At 70.6% G+C, this 16,213-nt stretch carries 15 protein-coding genes, 1 tRNA gene and 1 other RNA gene; 5 read left to right on the forward strand and 12 right to left on the reverse strand.

Features of this window, described 5'->3' with window-relative positions:
- Positions 1–91 precede the first annotated feature (91 nt).
- The 3 genes from BXA10_RS29855 to BXA10_RS29865 all read right to left on the reverse strand — a co-directional run bounded on the left by BXA10_RS29855 (position 92) and on the right by BXA10_RS29865 (position 2,229).
- Complete coding sequence (locus BXA10_RS29855) at positions 92–1,309, reverse strand: low temperature requirement protein A (protein WP_076474183.1); 1,218 nt, start codon at positions 1,307–1,309, stop codon at positions 92–94.
- 110 nt (positions 1,310–1,419) lie between these two features.
- Positions 1,420–1,492, reverse strand: a tRNA-Ala gene (locus BXA10_RS29860).
- 146 nt (positions 1,493–1,638) lie between these two features.
- Positions 1,639–2,229, reverse strand: coding sequence for a YqgE/AlgH family protein (locus tag BXA10_RS29865; RefSeq protein WP_076474193.1), 591 nt, complete (start codon positions 2,227–2,229; stop codon positions 1,639–1,641).
- Positions 2,230–2,389: 160 nt separating this feature from the next.
- Here BXA10_RS29865 and BXA10_RS29870 point away from each other — a divergent pair, with 160 nt between their 5' ends.
- Positions 2,390–3,193 carry an S-methyl-5'-thioadenosine phosphorylase gene (locus tag BXA10_RS29870; RefSeq protein WP_076474184.1) on the forward strand — a complete coding sequence of 268 codons (804 nt, stop codon included), beginning with the start codon at positions 2,390–2,392 and terminating at the stop codon, positions 3,191–3,193.
- 147 nt (positions 3,194–3,340) lie between these two features.
- Entirely contained in the window at positions 3,341–4,936 is a 1,596-nt protein-coding gene (gene mdlC / locus BXA10_RS29875; RefSeq protein WP_217696889.1) for a benzoylformate decarboxylase, read from the forward strand.
- A gap of 48 nt (positions 4,937–4,984) precedes the next feature.
- On the opposite strand, the gene BXA10_RS29880 is transcribed toward mdlC, so the two are convergent.
- The 8 genes from BXA10_RS29880 to pruA form a co-directional block, all read right to left on the reverse strand.
- Positions 4,985–5,941, reverse strand: a complete 957-nt coding sequence (locus BXA10_RS29880; protein WP_076474186.1) for a hypothetical protein — start codon at positions 5,939–5,941, stop codon at positions 4,985–4,987.
- 90 nt (positions 5,942–6,031) lie between these two features.
- Positions 6,032–6,407, reverse strand: a transfer-messenger RNA (tmRNA) gene (gene ssrA, locus BXA10_RS29885).
- Positions 6,408–6,512: 105 nt separating this feature from the next.
- Positions 6,513–6,992: an SsrA-binding protein SmpB gene (gene smpB, locus BXA10_RS29890; protein WP_076474194.1), complete on the reverse strand. Its 480-nt coding sequence runs from the start codon at positions 6,990–6,992 to the stop codon at positions 6,513–6,515.
- 149 nt (positions 6,993–7,141) lie between these two features.
- Complete coding sequence (gene ftsX, locus BXA10_RS29895; RefSeq protein ID WP_076474187.1) at positions 7,142–8,017, reverse strand: permease-like cell division protein FtsX; 876 nt, start codon at positions 8,015–8,017, stop codon at positions 7,142–7,144.
- Between the two features lie 70 nt (positions 8,018–8,087).
- On the reverse strand, positions 8,088–8,768 hold the full coding sequence (gene ftsE, locus BXA10_RS29900) for a cell division ATP-binding protein FtsE (RefSeq protein ID WP_073832794.1): 681 nt from the start codon (positions 8,766–8,768) through the stop codon (positions 8,088–8,090).
- Positions 8,769–8,887: 119 nt separating this feature from the next.
- A complete protein-coding gene (prfB, locus tag BXA10_RS29905; RefSeq protein ID WP_076474188.1) occupies positions 8,888–10,009 on the reverse strand; it encodes a peptide chain release factor 2 in 1,122 nt (373 codons plus the stop codon).
- Between the two features lie 119 nt (positions 10,010–10,128).
- Entirely contained in the window at positions 10,129–10,644 is a 516-nt protein-coding gene (locus tag BXA10_RS29910) for a PadR family transcriptional regulator (RefSeq protein ID WP_076474189.1), read from the reverse strand.
- Between the two features lie 148 nt (positions 10,645–10,792).
- Positions 10,793–12,421, reverse strand: coding sequence for an L-glutamate gamma-semialdehyde dehydrogenase (pruA, locus tag BXA10_RS29915; protein ID WP_076474190.1), 1,629 nt, complete (start codon positions 12,419–12,421; stop codon positions 10,793–10,795).
- 338 nt (positions 12,422–12,759) lie between these two features.
- Here pruA and BXA10_RS29920 point away from each other — a divergent pair, with 338 nt between their 5' ends.
- A complete protein-coding gene (locus BXA10_RS29920) occupies positions 12,760–13,899 on the forward strand; it encodes a hypothetical protein (protein WP_076474195.1) in 1,140 nt (379 codons plus the stop codon).
- A 54-nt stretch (positions 13,900–13,953) separates the two neighbouring features.
- On the opposite strand, the gene BXA10_RS29925 is transcribed toward BXA10_RS29920, so the two are convergent.
- Positions 13,954–14,463, reverse strand: coding sequence for a DUF6912 family protein (locus BXA10_RS29925; RefSeq protein WP_076474196.1), 510 nt, complete (start codon positions 14,461–14,463; stop codon positions 13,954–13,956).
- Positions 14,464–14,679: 216 nt separating this feature from the next.
- Here BXA10_RS29925 and BXA10_RS29930 point away from each other — a divergent pair, with 216 nt between their 5' ends.
- Both BXA10_RS29930 and BXA10_RS29935 read left to right on the forward strand, forming a co-directional pair.
- Positions 14,680–14,907, forward strand: a complete 228-nt coding sequence (locus tag BXA10_RS29930) for a helix-turn-helix transcriptional regulator (protein ID WP_076474191.1) — start codon at positions 14,680–14,682, stop codon at positions 14,905–14,907.
- Between the two features lie 102 nt (positions 14,908–15,009).
- Entirely contained in the window at positions 15,010–15,621 is a 612-nt protein-coding gene (locus BXA10_RS29935) for an Rv3235 family protein (RefSeq protein ID WP_076474192.1), read from the forward strand.
- Positions 15,622–16,213 lie beyond the last annotated feature (592 nt).

Raw genomic sequence — 16,213 nt, forward strand, 5'->3', positions numbered from 1 at the left:
ACAGCTCCACTCCACAACCGGAGGCCTTCACCAGTCCAGGATCTAAATCAGGTCGTCACACAACCTCGACCAACCTCCCTGGACAGCACACCTAGGCGGACGGGGACGGGGCCTCCGGTGGGCGGCCAGCGGCGCGTCGAGCGTCCGCGACGGCGACCCCGAACAGCACGACAGCAGCGGCGAAGGCGGCCAGCAGCGGCGGGCCGAGGAGCAAGGGTGGTGCCAGCAGGACCAGAACGCCGATGCCGACGAACCGTCGCACGGCGAGCCGGTTGAAGACGACCCGTTCCAGCCGGCTGCGGCCGAACAGGAAGAGTGCCGGCCCGCCGAGGATGACCGCAAGCCAGGCCGGCACGGAGGGCCCCTGGGGATGTGCCAACACGATTTCCGAGCCGGCCGCGGTCAAGGTGATGCCGAGCACCATGAGCAGATGGGCGACACCGACAATCCCGCCGGCAGCTGCCCGGTTCGACGAGATCTCGACGGCCTCGGCCAGCACCTGGCCCGCGCGATAGAAGTAGATCCGCCACATCAGCACGGACGACACGAACGTGACCACCAGGGCCGCCTTTGCGGCGAGCGTGGCGGGGTGGTTGGCGTAGGTGAGGCCTATGGACAGCACCGTCTCGCCGAGTGCGATCAACAACAGTTGCTGGTAGCGCTCGGGGAGGTGTCGGCTGCTGGCCATCGCCCACGCGCTGGTCGGTGGTCGGTGCACGCCGGGTAGCGGCCATCTGAACCGTGCCACGACCAGGTCCACGGTGATGGCGATCGACCACAGGGCTATCCGCTGGTTTCCGTGCGTCGTCGCCCCGGCGAGCCAGATGGCGCCGGAGATGCTGGCCCAGATGGCCAGGCGGGTGTAGAGCGCTCGCACGTTCTGGTGCTCCCGTAACAACGGCCGGAGCACCAGGGGGCGTCCGATATGCAGCGCCACGTACACGATGGCGAAGATGTTGCCGCGTTGCTCGAACTCGTACAGGGACGTCGCCATGATCAGCAGGCCGAACGCGCTGACCAGGACCAGCAGCTGTATCCACCGGTTGCGGTAGTCGAACCGGCTGGTGACATACGCGGTGGTCGTCCAGAGCCACAGCAACGGCAGGGCCAGAACGACCGTGTACTGCAGCGACAGCCAGCGCACGCCCACGTTGTCGGAGAGAAGGTCCGGCCCCATCCGGCTGACGACCCCGACCAGCGCGAAGACCAACACCAGGTCGAAGAACAGCTCCAGGAAGCTGGCCTGCTGCGCGTCCTCCTCGCCGCGCAGGATGCCCCCGACCTGCGCCGGCTTCGATGGTCGCCCCATTCGACCATGGTCGCGTGATGGATGTCCTCCGCGCGCCGCTTGGCCACTTCTGACGCGCGGAACGACGAAGGGCGTCCGTCTTGTCAGACGAACGCCCTGATCGCGAAGGGTGGAGCCGAGGGGACTCGAACCCCTGACCCCCACACTGCCAGTGTGGTGCGCTACCAGCTGCGCCACGGCCCCTTGCTGCTGTCCCGGTCGCCCGGGCACTGGCGAAACTATACACATGCCGACCGCCGGGGTCATCTCGCGGGGTCCCCGGTCGTGGCTTCCGGCCGGACCCCGGCACCGACCCAATGGGCGATCCCGGCTCCGAGCGGGCCCGCGCGTCAGTTCAGCGCCACGTCCGGCGGGAAGTGGGCCACCGCGGCCATCATCCCGCCCTGCCGGCGCAGCACCATCGGCCACAGGTCGTCGGGGCGGTCGACGAAGGCGTCACCGGGCAGCGCGTCGAGCACGAACCAGGATCCTTCCTCGATCTCCTGCTCCAGCTGCCCCGCACCCCAGCCCGAGTAACCGGCGAAGACCCGGATGCTGCCGATGTGCTCCCGCAGCCGCTCCGGGTCGACCGAGAGGTCGATGGTGCCGACCGCCCCGGAGATCTGGTGGAAGCCCTTGACCCGCTTGATGGGGTGCCGCAACCGGGCCAGGCAGATCGCGCTGTCCGGCTGCACGGGGCCGCCCTCGAACAGCACGGCGGGGTGGCGGGCCAGATCGTTCCAGCCGCCGAGCACGTCGGCGACCGGCACCTCGGTGGCCCGGTTGAGCACCACACCGAGCGCCCCGCCCGGCTCGTGCGCCACCAGTAGCACCACCGTGCGGTCGAAATTCGGGTCCTTCAGCGCCGGCGTCGCGACCAGCAGCCGCCCGGTCATCGACTCCATCGCCCGCCCGCCGATCGCCTGGCCCTCTCCGTGCATCTCCACACCCGTCACCTGTGCGCCGCGGCGCAGGAATCGTCGCCACTCACGCCGGTCGGCACCCGCGCTGTCAACGCCATGCCTGGCACCATAGCCTGCGGCCGGGGTGGTGGCTAAGGTCTGAGCGGGCGGTGATCGCGCGCTGGAGAGGATGCGACAGATGAGCCCTGCGGCCGAACTCGCGGTGATCGGTGGCTCCGGTCTGTACAGCCTTCTGGACGGAGCCGGCGAGCACGAGGTGGAGACGCCGTACGGGCTGCCCTCGGACAAGATCACCATCGCCGAGGTGAGCGGCCGACGGGTGGCGTTCCTGCCCCGGCACGGCCGGGATCACCGGCACCCGCCGCACCTGATCCCGTACCGGGCGAATCTCTGGGCGCTGCGGTCGCTCGGGGTGCGCCAGGTGCTCGCGCCGTGCGCCGTGGGCAGTCTGCGCCCGGAGTTCGGCCCCGGCACGTTCGTCGTGCCCGATCAACTCGTCGATCGCACCAGCGGGCGGCCCCAGACGTACTACGACAGGGGTGCGGTGCACGTCCCCTTCGCCGACCCGTACTGCCCGAACGGCCGCCGTACGCTGCTCGCTGCGGCCGCGGGCCGGGAAGTGGCGGCGGTTGACGGGGGCACTGTCGTGGTGGTCGAAGGGCCACGCTTCTCCACCCGCGCCGAGTCGCGGTGGTACGCCTCGCTCGGCGGCACCGTGGTCAACATGACCGGCCATCCGGAAGCGGTGCTCGCCCGCGAGCTGGAGCTCTGCTACACGTCGATCGCTCTGGTCACCGACTTGGACGCCGGGCTGGTCGCCGGTGAGTCGGTGACCCAGGCCGAGGTGTTCCGGGTCTTCGGCGAGAACACCGACCGGCTGCGGGAGGTGCTGCTGGACGTGCTCGCGGCGCTCCCGAGCGAGCGGGACTGCCCCTGCGGGCACGCGTTGGCCGGCATCAAGCTGCCCATCGCTCTGCCCTGAGGGTCTTGCGGCGCCGGAGACCAAAACCACAGCGCCGACGAAACGCCCGGATCGCCCGCCTCTGTGCCGATAGATTCGAGGGGGTCGGGGGCAGCCAGCCAACTCCGGCGAGCCGCAGCACGCGCCGCGACACGGAGGCAGGTGGCGATGGCAACGGTCCGGGACACTACGTACGACCTGTTGCGCGACCTCGGGATGACCACCGTCTTCGGCAACCCCGGCTCCACCGAGGAGCCGTTCCTGCAGGAGTTTCCCGCCGATTTCCACTACGTACTCGCGCTGCACGAAGCGTCCGCGGTCGGTATGGCCGACGGGTACGCCCAGGCCACCGGCCGGCCGGCGCACATCAACCTGCACACCGCCCCGGGCACCGGCAACGGCATGGGCAACCTGGTCACCGCCTGGCACAACAAGACGCCGCTGATCGTCACCGCCGGCCAGCAGACCCGGGAGATGCTGCTGCTCGAACCCCGGCTGACGAACCGCCGCGCCGCGGAACTCACCCAGCCGTACGTGAAGTGGGCCTACGAGCCGGTCCGCGCCCAGGACATCCCGGCCGCGCTGCTGCGGGCGTACGCGACAGCGGTGCAGCCACCCTCCGGGCCGGTCTTCCTCTCGCTGCCGCTCGACGACTGGGCGCAGCCCGCCGACCCGCCGCCGCCGCTGCGCTCGGTGGCCACCCGGTACGCTCCCGACCCCGAACAGCTGGGACACTTCGCCGCCGTGCTGGCCGCGAGCCGCGCCCCGGCGCTGGTGTTCGGCGCGGCGGTGGACCGGGCCGACGGCTGGGCCCTGGCGACCGCGCTGGCCGAGCGGCTGGCCGCCCCGGCCTGGTCGGCCCCGGCGCCCGAACGGGCCGGCTTCCCGGAGGACCATCCGCACTACCGGGGTGTGCTGCCGTTCGCCATCGGTCCGCTCGCCGAGGCACTCAAGGGGCACGACACGGTGCTGGTGGTCGGCGCCCCGGTCTTCCGCTACTACCCGTACGTCCCAGGCTCCTACCTGCCGGACGGGGCCCGGCTGCTGCACGTCACGGACGACCCGGACGAAGCCGCCCGAGCACCGGTCGGGGACAGTCTGCTGGCCGACTCCGGGCTGGCCCTGGCCGCACTGGTCGACCTGCTGCCCGCGGCGGACCGCCCTCCGCCGGAGCCCCGACCGACGCCGACGCCGCCCGAGGTCACCCGTCCGCTCAGCGCGGACGCGCTCTTCGCGGCGTTGGCGCGACACTGGCCCGAGGACGGGGTGCTGGTCCAGGAGACACCGTCGAACCTGCCCGCGCTGCGCCGCCATCTGCGCATCACCCGACCGGCGTCGTACTTCACCATGGCCAGTGGCGGACTGGGCTACGGGTTGCCGGCCGCGGTGGGAGTGGCCCTGGCGGAGCGGGACACCGGACGCGAACGGCCGGTGGTCGCGGTCATCGGCGACGGTTCCTTCCACTACTCCGTGCAGGCACTCTGGACCGCCGCGCGGCTGCGCCTGCCGCTGGTCGTCGTGGTGCCGGTCAACCAGCAATACGCGATCCTCAAGGCGTTCGCGGAACTCAAGGACACCCCTGGGGTGCCCGGCCTGGACCTGCCCGGCCTGGACATCACGGCGGTCGCCGGCGGGTACGGCTGCGCGACCGCGGTGGTGGAGACACCGGAACAGCTGGCCGACGCGCTCGCCACCGCGCTGCGACGCGAGGGCCCCACAGTGCTTCCGGTGCCGATCACCACCGACCTGCCCCGGATCATCTGACTCGATCATCTGACCCGGCGACCATCCGGCGGGCGACCGGCCGGCACGTCAGCGGGTTCCGATGCGCAGCGGCGTACCGGTGACCACGTCCAGCACCGGCCGCGCGCCCAGCGGCGATTCGAGGGTGACCTCGACCGGCTGCAGCTTGAGCTGATCGGTGCAGACACCGGCGCTGTGGGTGACGCCGCCACCGACGACCACCACGTCGTCGCGCTCGTACACGAACGGGGTGATGTCGGTGTCGCAGGCACCGACCCCCAACTGGTACGAGACCCGGTTGCCCGCCAACGTCTGGAGGTGCTGCGCACCGACCACCCCGTCCGGGGCGGCTCGGGGCGGGAGGATGGGCTCCGGCACGTCGGTGACCGCATCCGGGGCGACCGCCAGCCGGGCCACCGGACTGGTCAGCTCCTCGACGGTGAAGAGCCAGGCGGGCACCTGCGCCTCGCCGCGGCTGGTCCGGACGGGCGCGGTGCCGAGCCGTACTGCCGTGACTGTCAACGGGGTGCAGGCCGGCCGCGGCCCACTGGTGGCCCAGCCGTCCGGTCCGGGTTCGATGGTCGGCCCGCCCTTGGTCCGTGGCGGCGCCGCCGGCCGGCCCGGGCAGGGAGGTGGGTCGCCCTGGTCCAGTTCCCGGTACGCCTCGGCCGCGCTGACCAGGGGAACGGCCAGGGTGCCGTCCGGGAAGCTGATGGTGGCGTCGGCCGGGCGGGCGGCGGGCATTGCGATCTGGTCCCGGTACCAGCCGTTGCGGAACGCCGTCTCGGTGTCGCTGGTGAAACCCGGATCGCCGGTCAGCAGCGTCGGCCCCTGTAGCGGCACGTACCCCTGCGTCCATTCCGGGACGGGCCGCCAGGCGTCGGCGACCTCGGCCGCCCGCTGCTCGAAGCCCGGGCTGGTTCCGGGCGGGGAGCCGCTCGGGGCGGAGACGCGCACGGCGTCGCTGGGCGCGCAGCCGGCCACCAGTAGCAACGGCAGACCCAGCAGGAGCACTGAACGACGCATGCCCGGTTCGACGTTGCGCCCGGCCCGTCGGTTCCGGGGCCGGATACGACTGTGCGCCCCGGTCCGGGTGGACGGGGCGCACATGTCATCTGGTGGAGGTGCCGGGAATCGAACCCGGGTCCTTCGCCGGTTTGTCAGGGCTTCTCCGAGCGCAGCTCGCTGTGCCTCTACTCGGCCCCTCCGATCACGCGAGCGAGTCGGTGTGACGGGCCCAGTCGCTGATTGATCTCGCCGCACGGACCCCGCGACCGGGTCCGATTGGCCAGCCTTCTAGCTGATGCCGGCTAACTGGGTCGAAGGCGCTCCCAGGCCGACAGACTTGCTACTCGCCTCAGGCGGCGAGAGCGAAGTCAGCGCGATTGTTCTTGGCGCTTATAAGTTTCCGACGACCGATTCTCGAGACGACGTCGGCTTCCTCGGCTCGCTTCCCCTGTCGCTGCGTACGAAGTCGAAACCAGTCACCCCCTCGACAGGCCGCCGTTGTGGCGGCACTGACAAGACTAACGCCTGCCGCAACGGGTTTCATCCCGAGCCTCCACCCGGCGAGTTCGACCCGCGCATAGCGGACAAATCACTCAGAAATTCCCTTACCACGTCGTCCGCTGACCCGGGCGATCTCCCGGTCCGCGTCCCGCTTGGCGAGGTCCTGCCGCTTGTCGTACGACTTCTTGCCCTTGGCCAGGCCGATCTCCACCTTGGCCCAGCCGTCGGAGAAGTAGACCTGCAACGGCACCAGCGTCAGACCGGACTCCCGGGTCTTCCCGATCAACCGGTCGATTTCCAACCGCTTCAGCAGCAACTTCCGCGTACGCCGAGGCTCATGGTTGGTCCAGGTGCCCTGCGTGTACTCCGGGATGTGCATGCCGTGCAGGTAGAGCTCGCCGTTGCGCTCCTGTGCGAACGCGTCCACCAGCGAGGCACGCCCCGCCCGCAGCGACTTGACCTCGGTGCCGGTCAACGCCATGCCCGCCTCGTACGTGTCGAGGATGGCGTAGTCGTGCCGTGCCTTGCGATTGGAGGCGACGACCTTCCGTCCCTGTTCCCGTGGCATCGGCGCCACCTCCCTTCCGGACGTGTCGACGACCGGGGCGACCCGGCCGACAGCGGAGATCATGCTACCTAACCACAAGGGCCCTCCCACGCCGAATATTCCGGCGCGAGAGGGCCCTGGCGACGATGCCGGGACGACCCGTACGGCAACTAGACCCGCAGGTAGAAGCGGAGCGTGACCCACGCGGTACCGGCGCTGACCACGGCGCCGACGCCGGCCATCAGCGGGAAGATCAGGAAGATCTCGCCCCAGGACACCGGCGTGATCAGGCCCTCCAGGGCCGCCAACGAACTGCCGGCGGCGGTGACCTTCAGGACGGCCAGGGCCACCAGGCCGAGGATCGAACCGAGCAGACCGGCGACCACGGCCTCCAGCACGAACGGCGCCTGGATGAACCAGTTGGAGGCACCGACCAGCTTCATGACCGCGACCTCACGCCGCTTGCTGTAGGCGGCCACCTGGATCGTGTTGGCGACCAGCAGCAGGGCGGCTATCGCCATCACGATCGCGATGGCCAGCGCACCGTTCTGGAACCCGGTCAGTACGCCGAAGACCTTGTCGAGCAGCTTGCTCTGGTCGACGATCTCGTCGACCCCCTCGCTCTCCTTGTACTGGTCATAGATGTTCTTGTACTGCTCCGGGTTGTTGAGCTTGAGCCGGAACGACTCGGGCAGCTGGTCCGGCTTGACCGCGTTGACCAGGTCCGGAGCGTCGGCGTACATCTGCTGGAAGCGCTCGTACGCCTGCTGCTTGTCGACGTACAGGACTTCCTTGACCATCGGGTCGCTCTTCAGCTTGCTGTCCAGGTCAGCACGCTGCTGCTCGGTCACTTCCTGGGTCAGGAAGATGGAGACCTCGACGTTCTCGTAGTAGAGGTCCTTCATGTCGCCGACCTTCTGGTAGAGAAGGCCGCTACCGCCGAGCATGAACAGCGACACCGCCATCGTGATGATCATCGCGATGGTCATGGTCACGTTGCGCCACAGTCCGACCAGTACCTCGGACAGGACGTATTTCATCCGCATCGGGAATTCCTCCGGGTCTCCGGCATGAGGTGTTCGTCGTCAGGTCGTACGGCGGGGTGGGAGCGGGGGCTCACCCGTAAACGCCGCGGGCCTGGTCACGCACGATGCGGCCGCTCTCGATCTCGATGACCCGGCGCCGCATCTGGTTCACGATGTTGGAGTCGTGCGTGACCATCACGACTGTCGTGCCGGTGCGGTTGATCCGGTCCAGCAGGCGCATGATCTCGATCGAGGTGTCCGGGTCCAGGTTTCCCGTCGGCTCGTCGGCGAGCAGGATCAGCGGACGGTTCACGAAGGCCCGCGCGACGGCGACCCGCTGCTGCTCACCACCGGAGAGCTCGTGCGGGTAACGGTGCTCCTTGCCACCGAGCCCGACCAGCTCGAGCACCTCCGGCACGACCCGGCGGGCGACCGCCTTGGTCTTGCCGATGACCTCGAGAGCGAACGCCACGTTCTCGTACGCGGTGCGGTTCGGCAGCAGCCGGAAGTCCTGGAAGACGCAGCCGATGGAACGCCGGAAGTGCGGTCGCTTCCACGAGCGCATCGACGTGACGTCCTTGCCGTTCACGACGACCCGGCCCTTGTTGGGCGTGACCTCGTGCAGCAGCATCTTGATGATCGTGGACTTGCCGGAGCCGGATGGGCCGATGAAGAAGACGAACTCGCCCTTCTCAATTGAGACGGACACGTTGTCGAGCGAAGGCCGGGACGCCTTCGGGTACGTCTTCGTCACTTGCTCAAGCTGAATCACGGGTGGTGAGTCTACGCGGTGTAACCGCAGAGCCAAGTCCCACGCCCCGCAGATGCCGAGCGCGTCATCGATTTAGACTGTTGTGCCGGAGATCGACGACGCGCTGAGCCCGCAGGTCGTCACGCATTGTCGCCGGCAAGCTCCCGCTGCTTGCGCCAACGGATCCCGGCCTCGATGAACTCGTCCAGGTCGCCGTCGAAGACCGAGCTCGGATTGCCGGTCTCCTGCTCGGTTCGGAGATCCTTCACCATCTGATAAGGGTGCAGGACGTACGAGCGCATCTGGTCGCCCCACGAGCCGGCCGCGTCGGTCTTCAGCCCCTGGAGCTTGGCCTGCTCCTCCTGCCGCTTGCGCTCAAGCAGCCGGGCCTGGAGCACCCGCAGCGCGGACGCCTTGTTCTGCAGCTGGGACTTCTCGTTCTGGCAGGTCACCACGATGCCGGTGGGGATGTGGGTGATCCGCACCGCCGAGTCGGTGGTGTTGACGCTCTGCCCACCCGGGCCGGAGGACCGGTAGACGTCGATCCGCATCTCGTTCTCGGGGATGTCGATGTGGTCGGTCTGCTCCACGACCGGCAGCACCTCGACGCCGGCGAAGCTGGTCTGCCGGCGACCCTGGTTGTCGAAGGGACTGATCCGGACCAGCCGGTGCGTGCCCGACTCGACACTGAGCGTGCCGTACGCGTACGGGACCTTGACCGTGAAGGTCGCCGACTTGAGGCCCGCCTCCTCGGCGTACGAGGTTTCGTAGACCTCGGTCGGGTAGCCGTGCCGCTCCGCCCAGCGCAGGTACATCCGCAGCAGCATCTCGGCGAAGTCGGCGGCGTCCACCCCGCCGGCTCCCGCCCGGATGGCGACCAGCGCCTCCCGGGAGTCGTACTCGCCGGAGAGCAGGGTGCGGACCTCCATCTCCTGGATGGCCTTGGTCAGCCCGGTGATCTCGCTCTCCACCTCGCCGAGCACACTCGGGTCGGACTCCGCCTCCGCCAGCTCCAGCAGGACCTGGGCGTCGTCGAGCCGGGAGCGGAGACTGGCGAGCTTGCTGATCTCGCCGTTGACGTACGACAGCTGCGAGGTCACATGCTGCGCCTTGGCCTGGTCGTCCCACAGGTCCGGCGCGGAGGCCTCCTGCTCGAGTCGGGCCTTGTCCTCGCGCAGCCGGTCGAGGTCGAGGACTGCCTCGATGTTGCGCAGGGTGGCGTCGAGTTCCTTGAGCTGTTCGGCGTAGTCGGCAGCGGTCACGACTGACAAGCGTACTGCGAAGGATGAGGACTCAGCCTGCGAGCCCCGCGGTCACCGGCAAAAACCTGCCGGTGTCGCGCGCCGCACGGCTCACGCCCGGGGGCGAACCCGCCGGCGACTCACCCGGCCGGGGCGCTCTTCAGCCAGGACAGCGCCGCCCGATGGTAGGCGACAGCGAACTCCAGGGCGCTCGCGTCGTACGTCTCGCCCTCCTTCTTGGCGTTCTTGACCTGCTCCCGGACCTGCGCCAGGGCCTCGGTGTGGTACTCGTTCGCCTGGGCGTAGAGGTTCTTGAGCTGGCTGGCCGAGTGCAGGTTGCCGAAGGCCATCCGCAGCGCGACCGGGTTACGGATGGTGTCCCGGCCGGGGTTTTCGGCCAACCACTTCGCGAATGTCCGTTTTCCGGCCGCGGTGATCGCGTACGGCTGGCTCAACCGTGGCCCGGGCTTGCCCAGCCGCACCATGCCTCGCTCGGCCAACACGGGCAACTCCCGGTAGACCTGGCTGCGGGTCATCGACCAGTACGGCGCCAGACGGCGCTCAGCGGCGGCCATCAGTTGACCGCCTGTCATCGGGCCCTCGTGCAGCAGGCCGAGCAGGGCCGCCGCCGTGGGGTTGACTCCGGAATCCGCCATGGGCATTACGCTGCCACTTTGCCGACGCGCCGTCCAGGATTTGACGGTTTGCCACCCAACAGGTCTTCCAATGTGCACTGTCGGCCGACGACAGTCCGTTGAGGCGCCGAGGGCCCCCTGTCCCAGCAGGGGGCCCTCCGGCATCCACTCAGCCCATGTGCGGGTACGTGTGGTCCGTCGGCGGCACGAACGTCTCCTTGATCGTCCGCGGCGACATCCAGCGGACCAGGTTGTGCCAGGAGCCCGCCTTGTCGTTGGTGCCGCTCGCCCGCGCACCACCGAACGGCTGCTGCCCGACCACCGCGCCGGTCGGCTTGTCGTTGATGTAGAAGTTGCCGGCCGCGTACCGCATCTTCTCCGCCACCCGGTCGACCACCTCGCGGTCCGTCGCGAAGATCGACCCGGTGAGGGCGTACGGAGCGATCGACTCGGCCTGCGCCACCACCTCGTCGAAGCGGGCGTCGTCGAAGACGTGCACGCCGAGGATCGGCCCGAAGTACTCGGTGGTGAACGTCTCGTGGGCGGCGTCGCTGCACTCGAAGAGGGTCGGCCGGACGAAGTACCCGACCGAGTCGTCCGCGGTGCCGCCGGCCAGGATCCGGCAGGTGTCGTCCCCGGAGATCAGCTCCAGCGCGGCCGTGTGCCGGGCGAACGCCTTCTCGTCGATCACCGCGCCACCGAAGTTGCTGAAGTCCGTGACGTCGCCGTACGCCAGCCCGTCCGCCGTGGCGGCGAGCCGGTCACGCAGCCCGCCCTCCCAGATGGAGCGGGGGATGTACGCACGGGACGCGGCCGAGCACTTCTGGCCCTGGTACTCGTAGGCGCCGCGGATCAGCGCGGTGTGCAGCGCGTCGACGTCGGCGCTGGTGTGCGCCACGACGAAGTCCTTGCCACCGGTCTCGCCGACCAGGCGCGGGTAGCCCCGGTAGCGGGAGATGTTCTCGCCCACCGTCCGCCACAGGTGCTGGAAGACCTTGGTGGAGCCGGTGAAGTGGATGCCCGCCAGGTCCGGGTCGGCGAGCACCACGTCGGAGACCTCCTCGCCGCGGCCGGTGACCATGTTGATCACGCCGGGCGGGAGGCCCGCCGCCTCGAACAGGCGCATGGTGAAGTGCGCGGCGAACTGCTGGGTCGGGCCCGGCTTCCAGACCACCGTGTTGCCCAGCAGCGCCGGCGCCGACGGCAGGTTGCCGGCGATGGCGGTGAAGTTGAACGGGGTCACCGCGTAGATGAAGCCCTCGAGCGGGCGGTGGTCGAACCGGTTCCACGTGCCGGCCGAGGAGAGCGGCTGCTCGCCGAGGAGCCTGCGGGCGAAGTGGACGTTGAACCGGAGGAAGTCGATGAATTCGCAGGCCGCGTCGATCTCCGCCTGCACCACCGTCTTGGACTGGCCGAGCATGGTGGCCGCGTTCAGGGTGTCCCGCCAGGGGCCGGAGAGCAGCTCGGCCGCGCGCAGGAAGATCGCCGCACGCTCCTCGAACGGCAGCGCCCGCCACATCGGGGCGGCGGCCTTCGCGGCCTTGACGGCGGCGCGGGCGTCGTCGTGGGTGGCGTGCGCGGTGACGCCGAGCACATGCGCGCGCTTGTGCGGCTGGACCACGTCGATCGACGCGCCGCCGGCCATCCGCTGCTCACCGGCGATGGTCATCGGCAGGTCGATGCGGTCGGCGGCGAGCTGGGTGAGCCGCCGCTGGAGCCGCTCCCGGTCGGCACTGCCCGGCTCGTAGGTGCGTACCGGCTCATTGCGCGGTTCGGGGACGGAGAACACGGCGTCCATGAAGGCTCCTGGCGATCTCGACAGCGGTGGCGGAACCGGACCCGCGGGCACCGACCGGACGGCCGGACGCCGCGCGACGCACCGGGTTGACCGGCCACGACGGCGGGACCTGGGGAGATTGTTTCACGGGCAGGTGACCGTCCTGCTCCCCCGTCGCCACGCCTGGACGAGCGTCCGATGATCGGACGACCCGCCCTCGATCGCACACATGCTCGCGGCCCGCGTCCGGCGCGGCCGACCGGACGCCGCGTGACGGGCAGGTGGCGGGCGCGCGGGACGAGCACCGGAGGCGGCTACCCTGGATGGTCGGTGACCTGCCGACCCGCGAAGGGAAGACGATGACCAAGCAGCCCGGCAGCCCCAACGCCGCGCAGCCGGACCAGGACGCGGCCGGCGACACGGCGGAGACCACGGCCGGTGAAGCCGGCCCGACGCCGGTCATCGACCCCGCGACCGACGAGCCGGCGGTGGACCACGACCCGGCCGGCGACCGGACGGATGTCGAGGACGCGGTGCCCGGCGACGATTCCGCTCGGGTCACCGGGCCCGTGCCGGCGCCCGCCGCGGCCCTGCTCGCGCTGCTGTCGCTGGGCTGGCTGGCCGCGATGCTCTGGTCGACCCGGGAGGCGATCCACTCGGCGGAGGCCGGCGTCACCGTGATCAGCCTCTCCGCCTTCGCGCTGCCCGGGGTGATCTCGGCCGCGCTGGTGGCCGGCGCTGCCGTCGCCCTCGCCGGTGGCAATGCCCTGGGCCGCCGGTACGGCGGTGGCATCACCCTGCGCTTCGTGGGCGCGATCGGCGCCGGCATGCTGGTCGGGCTGGTCGCCGCGCTGGCCATCAACCTCACCTACGCCGACAACGCCACCACCAACGTCATCGCCGGCACGACCGCCGCCGCGGCGATCATCGGCGGCGCGGTGGCCGGCGCCCGCAACGCCCCGGTGGTCGGCGCGGTGTCCGCCTCGGCGCTCGGCGCACTGATCTTCGTGGTCGCGTTCAGCCGGGTCCGGGATCCGCTCTTCGACCTCTTCGGCGCGGGCGACACCCAGGAGTCGCTGGTGAACGCCGCCAAGTGGGTGTCGCGCACCGAGTCCCTGCTCGCCGGACTGGTCGCGGGGCTGCTGGCGTTCGCGTACCTGTCCTGGGCGAAGCGCCGGACGATCCGCCGCGACCCGGCCGCGACGCTGCCCCGCTGGCCGGCCTACCTGCTGGCCGGCGCCGGGCCGGGACTGTTCCTGCTGCTGGCCGAGGTGATCATCCGGGTCGGCGGGCGCTCCCTGCTCGACCTGGCTGGCGCGCTCAGCGAGGCGGACTCCGTCGCGCAGACCATGCTCGGCACCTCGCGCGTGGACAACGGCATCTGGGTGCTCTTCGTGGGGGCGCTGACCGCGCTCATCGCGTTCGGCCGCACGCTCGGCTCGACGGAGACCGAGGACGACCCGGCCGAGGACCCGGTGGCGGCCGGCGCCGGTCGCTGACCGGACGAGCCCGGTCGCAGCGGACGGGCGGTCTTCCGGCGCGACACCGAGCCGTCAGGAGACCGTACGCAGGAGCAGGTCGAGTTCGGTGACGTCGTACCACTCCAACTCGTGGTCCTCGGCGCCGTCGACGGTGAACTGGGCGTCCGGGTCCCCGGCGAGCGCCTCGACCACCACCTCGGCCGCCGCGGCGACATCCTGGACCGCCTCCGCGCCGTCCACGTGGATGGCCGCCACGGCGCTCACCGGCACCGCGCCCGTCAACGCGACGATGCTCGAGCCGAGTTCGCCGTCGACCCGTCCGACAGCGACGGCCGGCAGGTCGGCCGAGACCACGACCCGGCGGCGGGGGGCACCCGGATCGGCCCGGAGCAGTTGCAGCGCGTCCTGGGCGGCACGGGTGAAGGCGACGTACTCCAACTCCTCCTCGTCGCCCTCGGCGTACCACTCGCGCAGGGCCGGGGTGACCGCGTGCGCCTCGGCGGCGGCCAGCCCGTGCTCGCGCAGCCGGGCCAGCATCGGTACGGTCGCCGGAACGTACACCCGGACAAGCTGGTCGGTCACGGTCGTCTCCCCGCTTAGGTCCTCCACCGGCTGCGCGCCGGCCCGGGCGCAGATCATGCCGTACGCCGTGACCGTCATACACCCCGCGTCCGGCCGGTGGAAGTTCCGGGCCGGTGTGTCCGGCGGCCTGGCAGCGCGGCCCAGCGGCACCAATGCTGTGGTTCGCACGGCGACGGTGGCAAACTGAGGCAACCGAACCCAACCGAGGGAGTTTCCGTGGAGCCGAGGTTCCTGCTCCTGTCCGACGTGGCCGCCGAGCTGAACGTGTCGGATTCGCAGGTCTACCACATGGTGCGCAGCGGCGAACTGCCCGCAATCAAGATCGGCGGACGCGGCCAGTGGCGCGTGGAGCGCGCCCGGCTCGAGGAGTACATCCAGCAGAAGTACGCGGAGACCGCAGACTGGGTACGCAGCAATCCACTGACCGAGCGCGACGCCGAGTAGTCGGTCGAGCGCGGCATGCCATTGACCGATGGCTCTGTTCTGCCCGACACTAGGAGGTAGTCGAAGGCAAACGGAAGCAAACGTAGGGTTTGGGAGCAGCCGATGAATCGCCGTCCCGGGCCGCCCCGGCCCCCCATCCGCCTCCGCCCCGCGCCGCCGCTCGACCCGCCGTACGTCGACGACGAAATCGGCTGGTCACCACCCACCCACGGCCAGCTCGCTCTCGACCTGTTCGCGCCGAACCGGCCCGACATCGGTCACCCACCGGCCCGGCGGGCCGGGCTCCGGCCGGCCCCCACCGGTCCACGACGCGGCCCGGCCACACCACTGCCGCCCGACGCCCTGGTCACCGCCACCCCGGAAGCGACCCGCGCGGCACACCGGTTCGTCTCCACGTGCGTCGAGGTGCTCAACGGCTACCGGCCGCCCGCGCAGCTACGACCCCTGCTCGATCCGCCCCGGGCGCACGACCTCCTGCCCGAACTGTCGCGGGCCGCCGGCCGCATCGGACCGCCACGCCGCCGCGCCGCCCGGTCCGCCCGGTCCGCCCGACCCACCGTCCGGTTGCGGCGTCTACGGGCGAGCGAGCCCCGGGCCGGGGCGGTCGAGGTGGCCGCGGTGCTCAGCAGCGCCGCCGGCCGCAGTTGGGCGCTCGCGCTTCGCCTGGAACACCGCCGGGGCCGCTGGCTCTGCACCGCACTGCACGTCCTGTGAACCCTCCGACGCCAGCCAGGCCGAGGCCGGGCTGGGGCCGGGCTGGGGCCGGGGCCGGGGGCCGGGCTGGGGCCGGGGCCGGGGGCCGGGCTGGGGCCGGGGCCGGGGGCCGAAGCGGGCAGGGGCCGGGGCCGGGGCCGAAGCGGGCCACGGGAGGGTGAGAGCGGGGCTCAGCACGCCCGGGTGCCTGGGCACCTCTCAACGCCTCGGCACCTGCCCCGAACAGCGCGCTCCAGGACGGTGATCCACTCGGAATCCTTGAAGTCGGGGCATCCAACACGCTGCAACGCCCCGACTTCATTGATGACGAGTCGATCACCGCCCCGCACCTACCGCACCCCGCCCCACCAGCCAGCCCAAACGGTCCGAACGGCCACGGTAGGCGGGACACGCATCTGGCGACTGGACCAGTCAGGCCCACAAGCGAGGCCAGGCCGGAAACGTCGAGACGCCTCGGGGCGTACAGCCCCGAGGCGTCTCGGATATGAAGCGACGACCTAGTGCCGCATCAGGCAACCTTTGCCCTGTCGTGCGGGTGACGCGCCGTCCGGGTGCTGGTCTGGACGGCGTGGTGTCGTCAGGCTGTCCGGGT

It is taken from the genome of Micromonospora avicenniae, assembly GCF_900156065.1.
Taxonomy (GTDB): Bacteria; Actinomycetota; Actinomycetes; order Mycobacteriales; family Micromonosporaceae; genus Micromonospora; species Micromonospora avicenniae.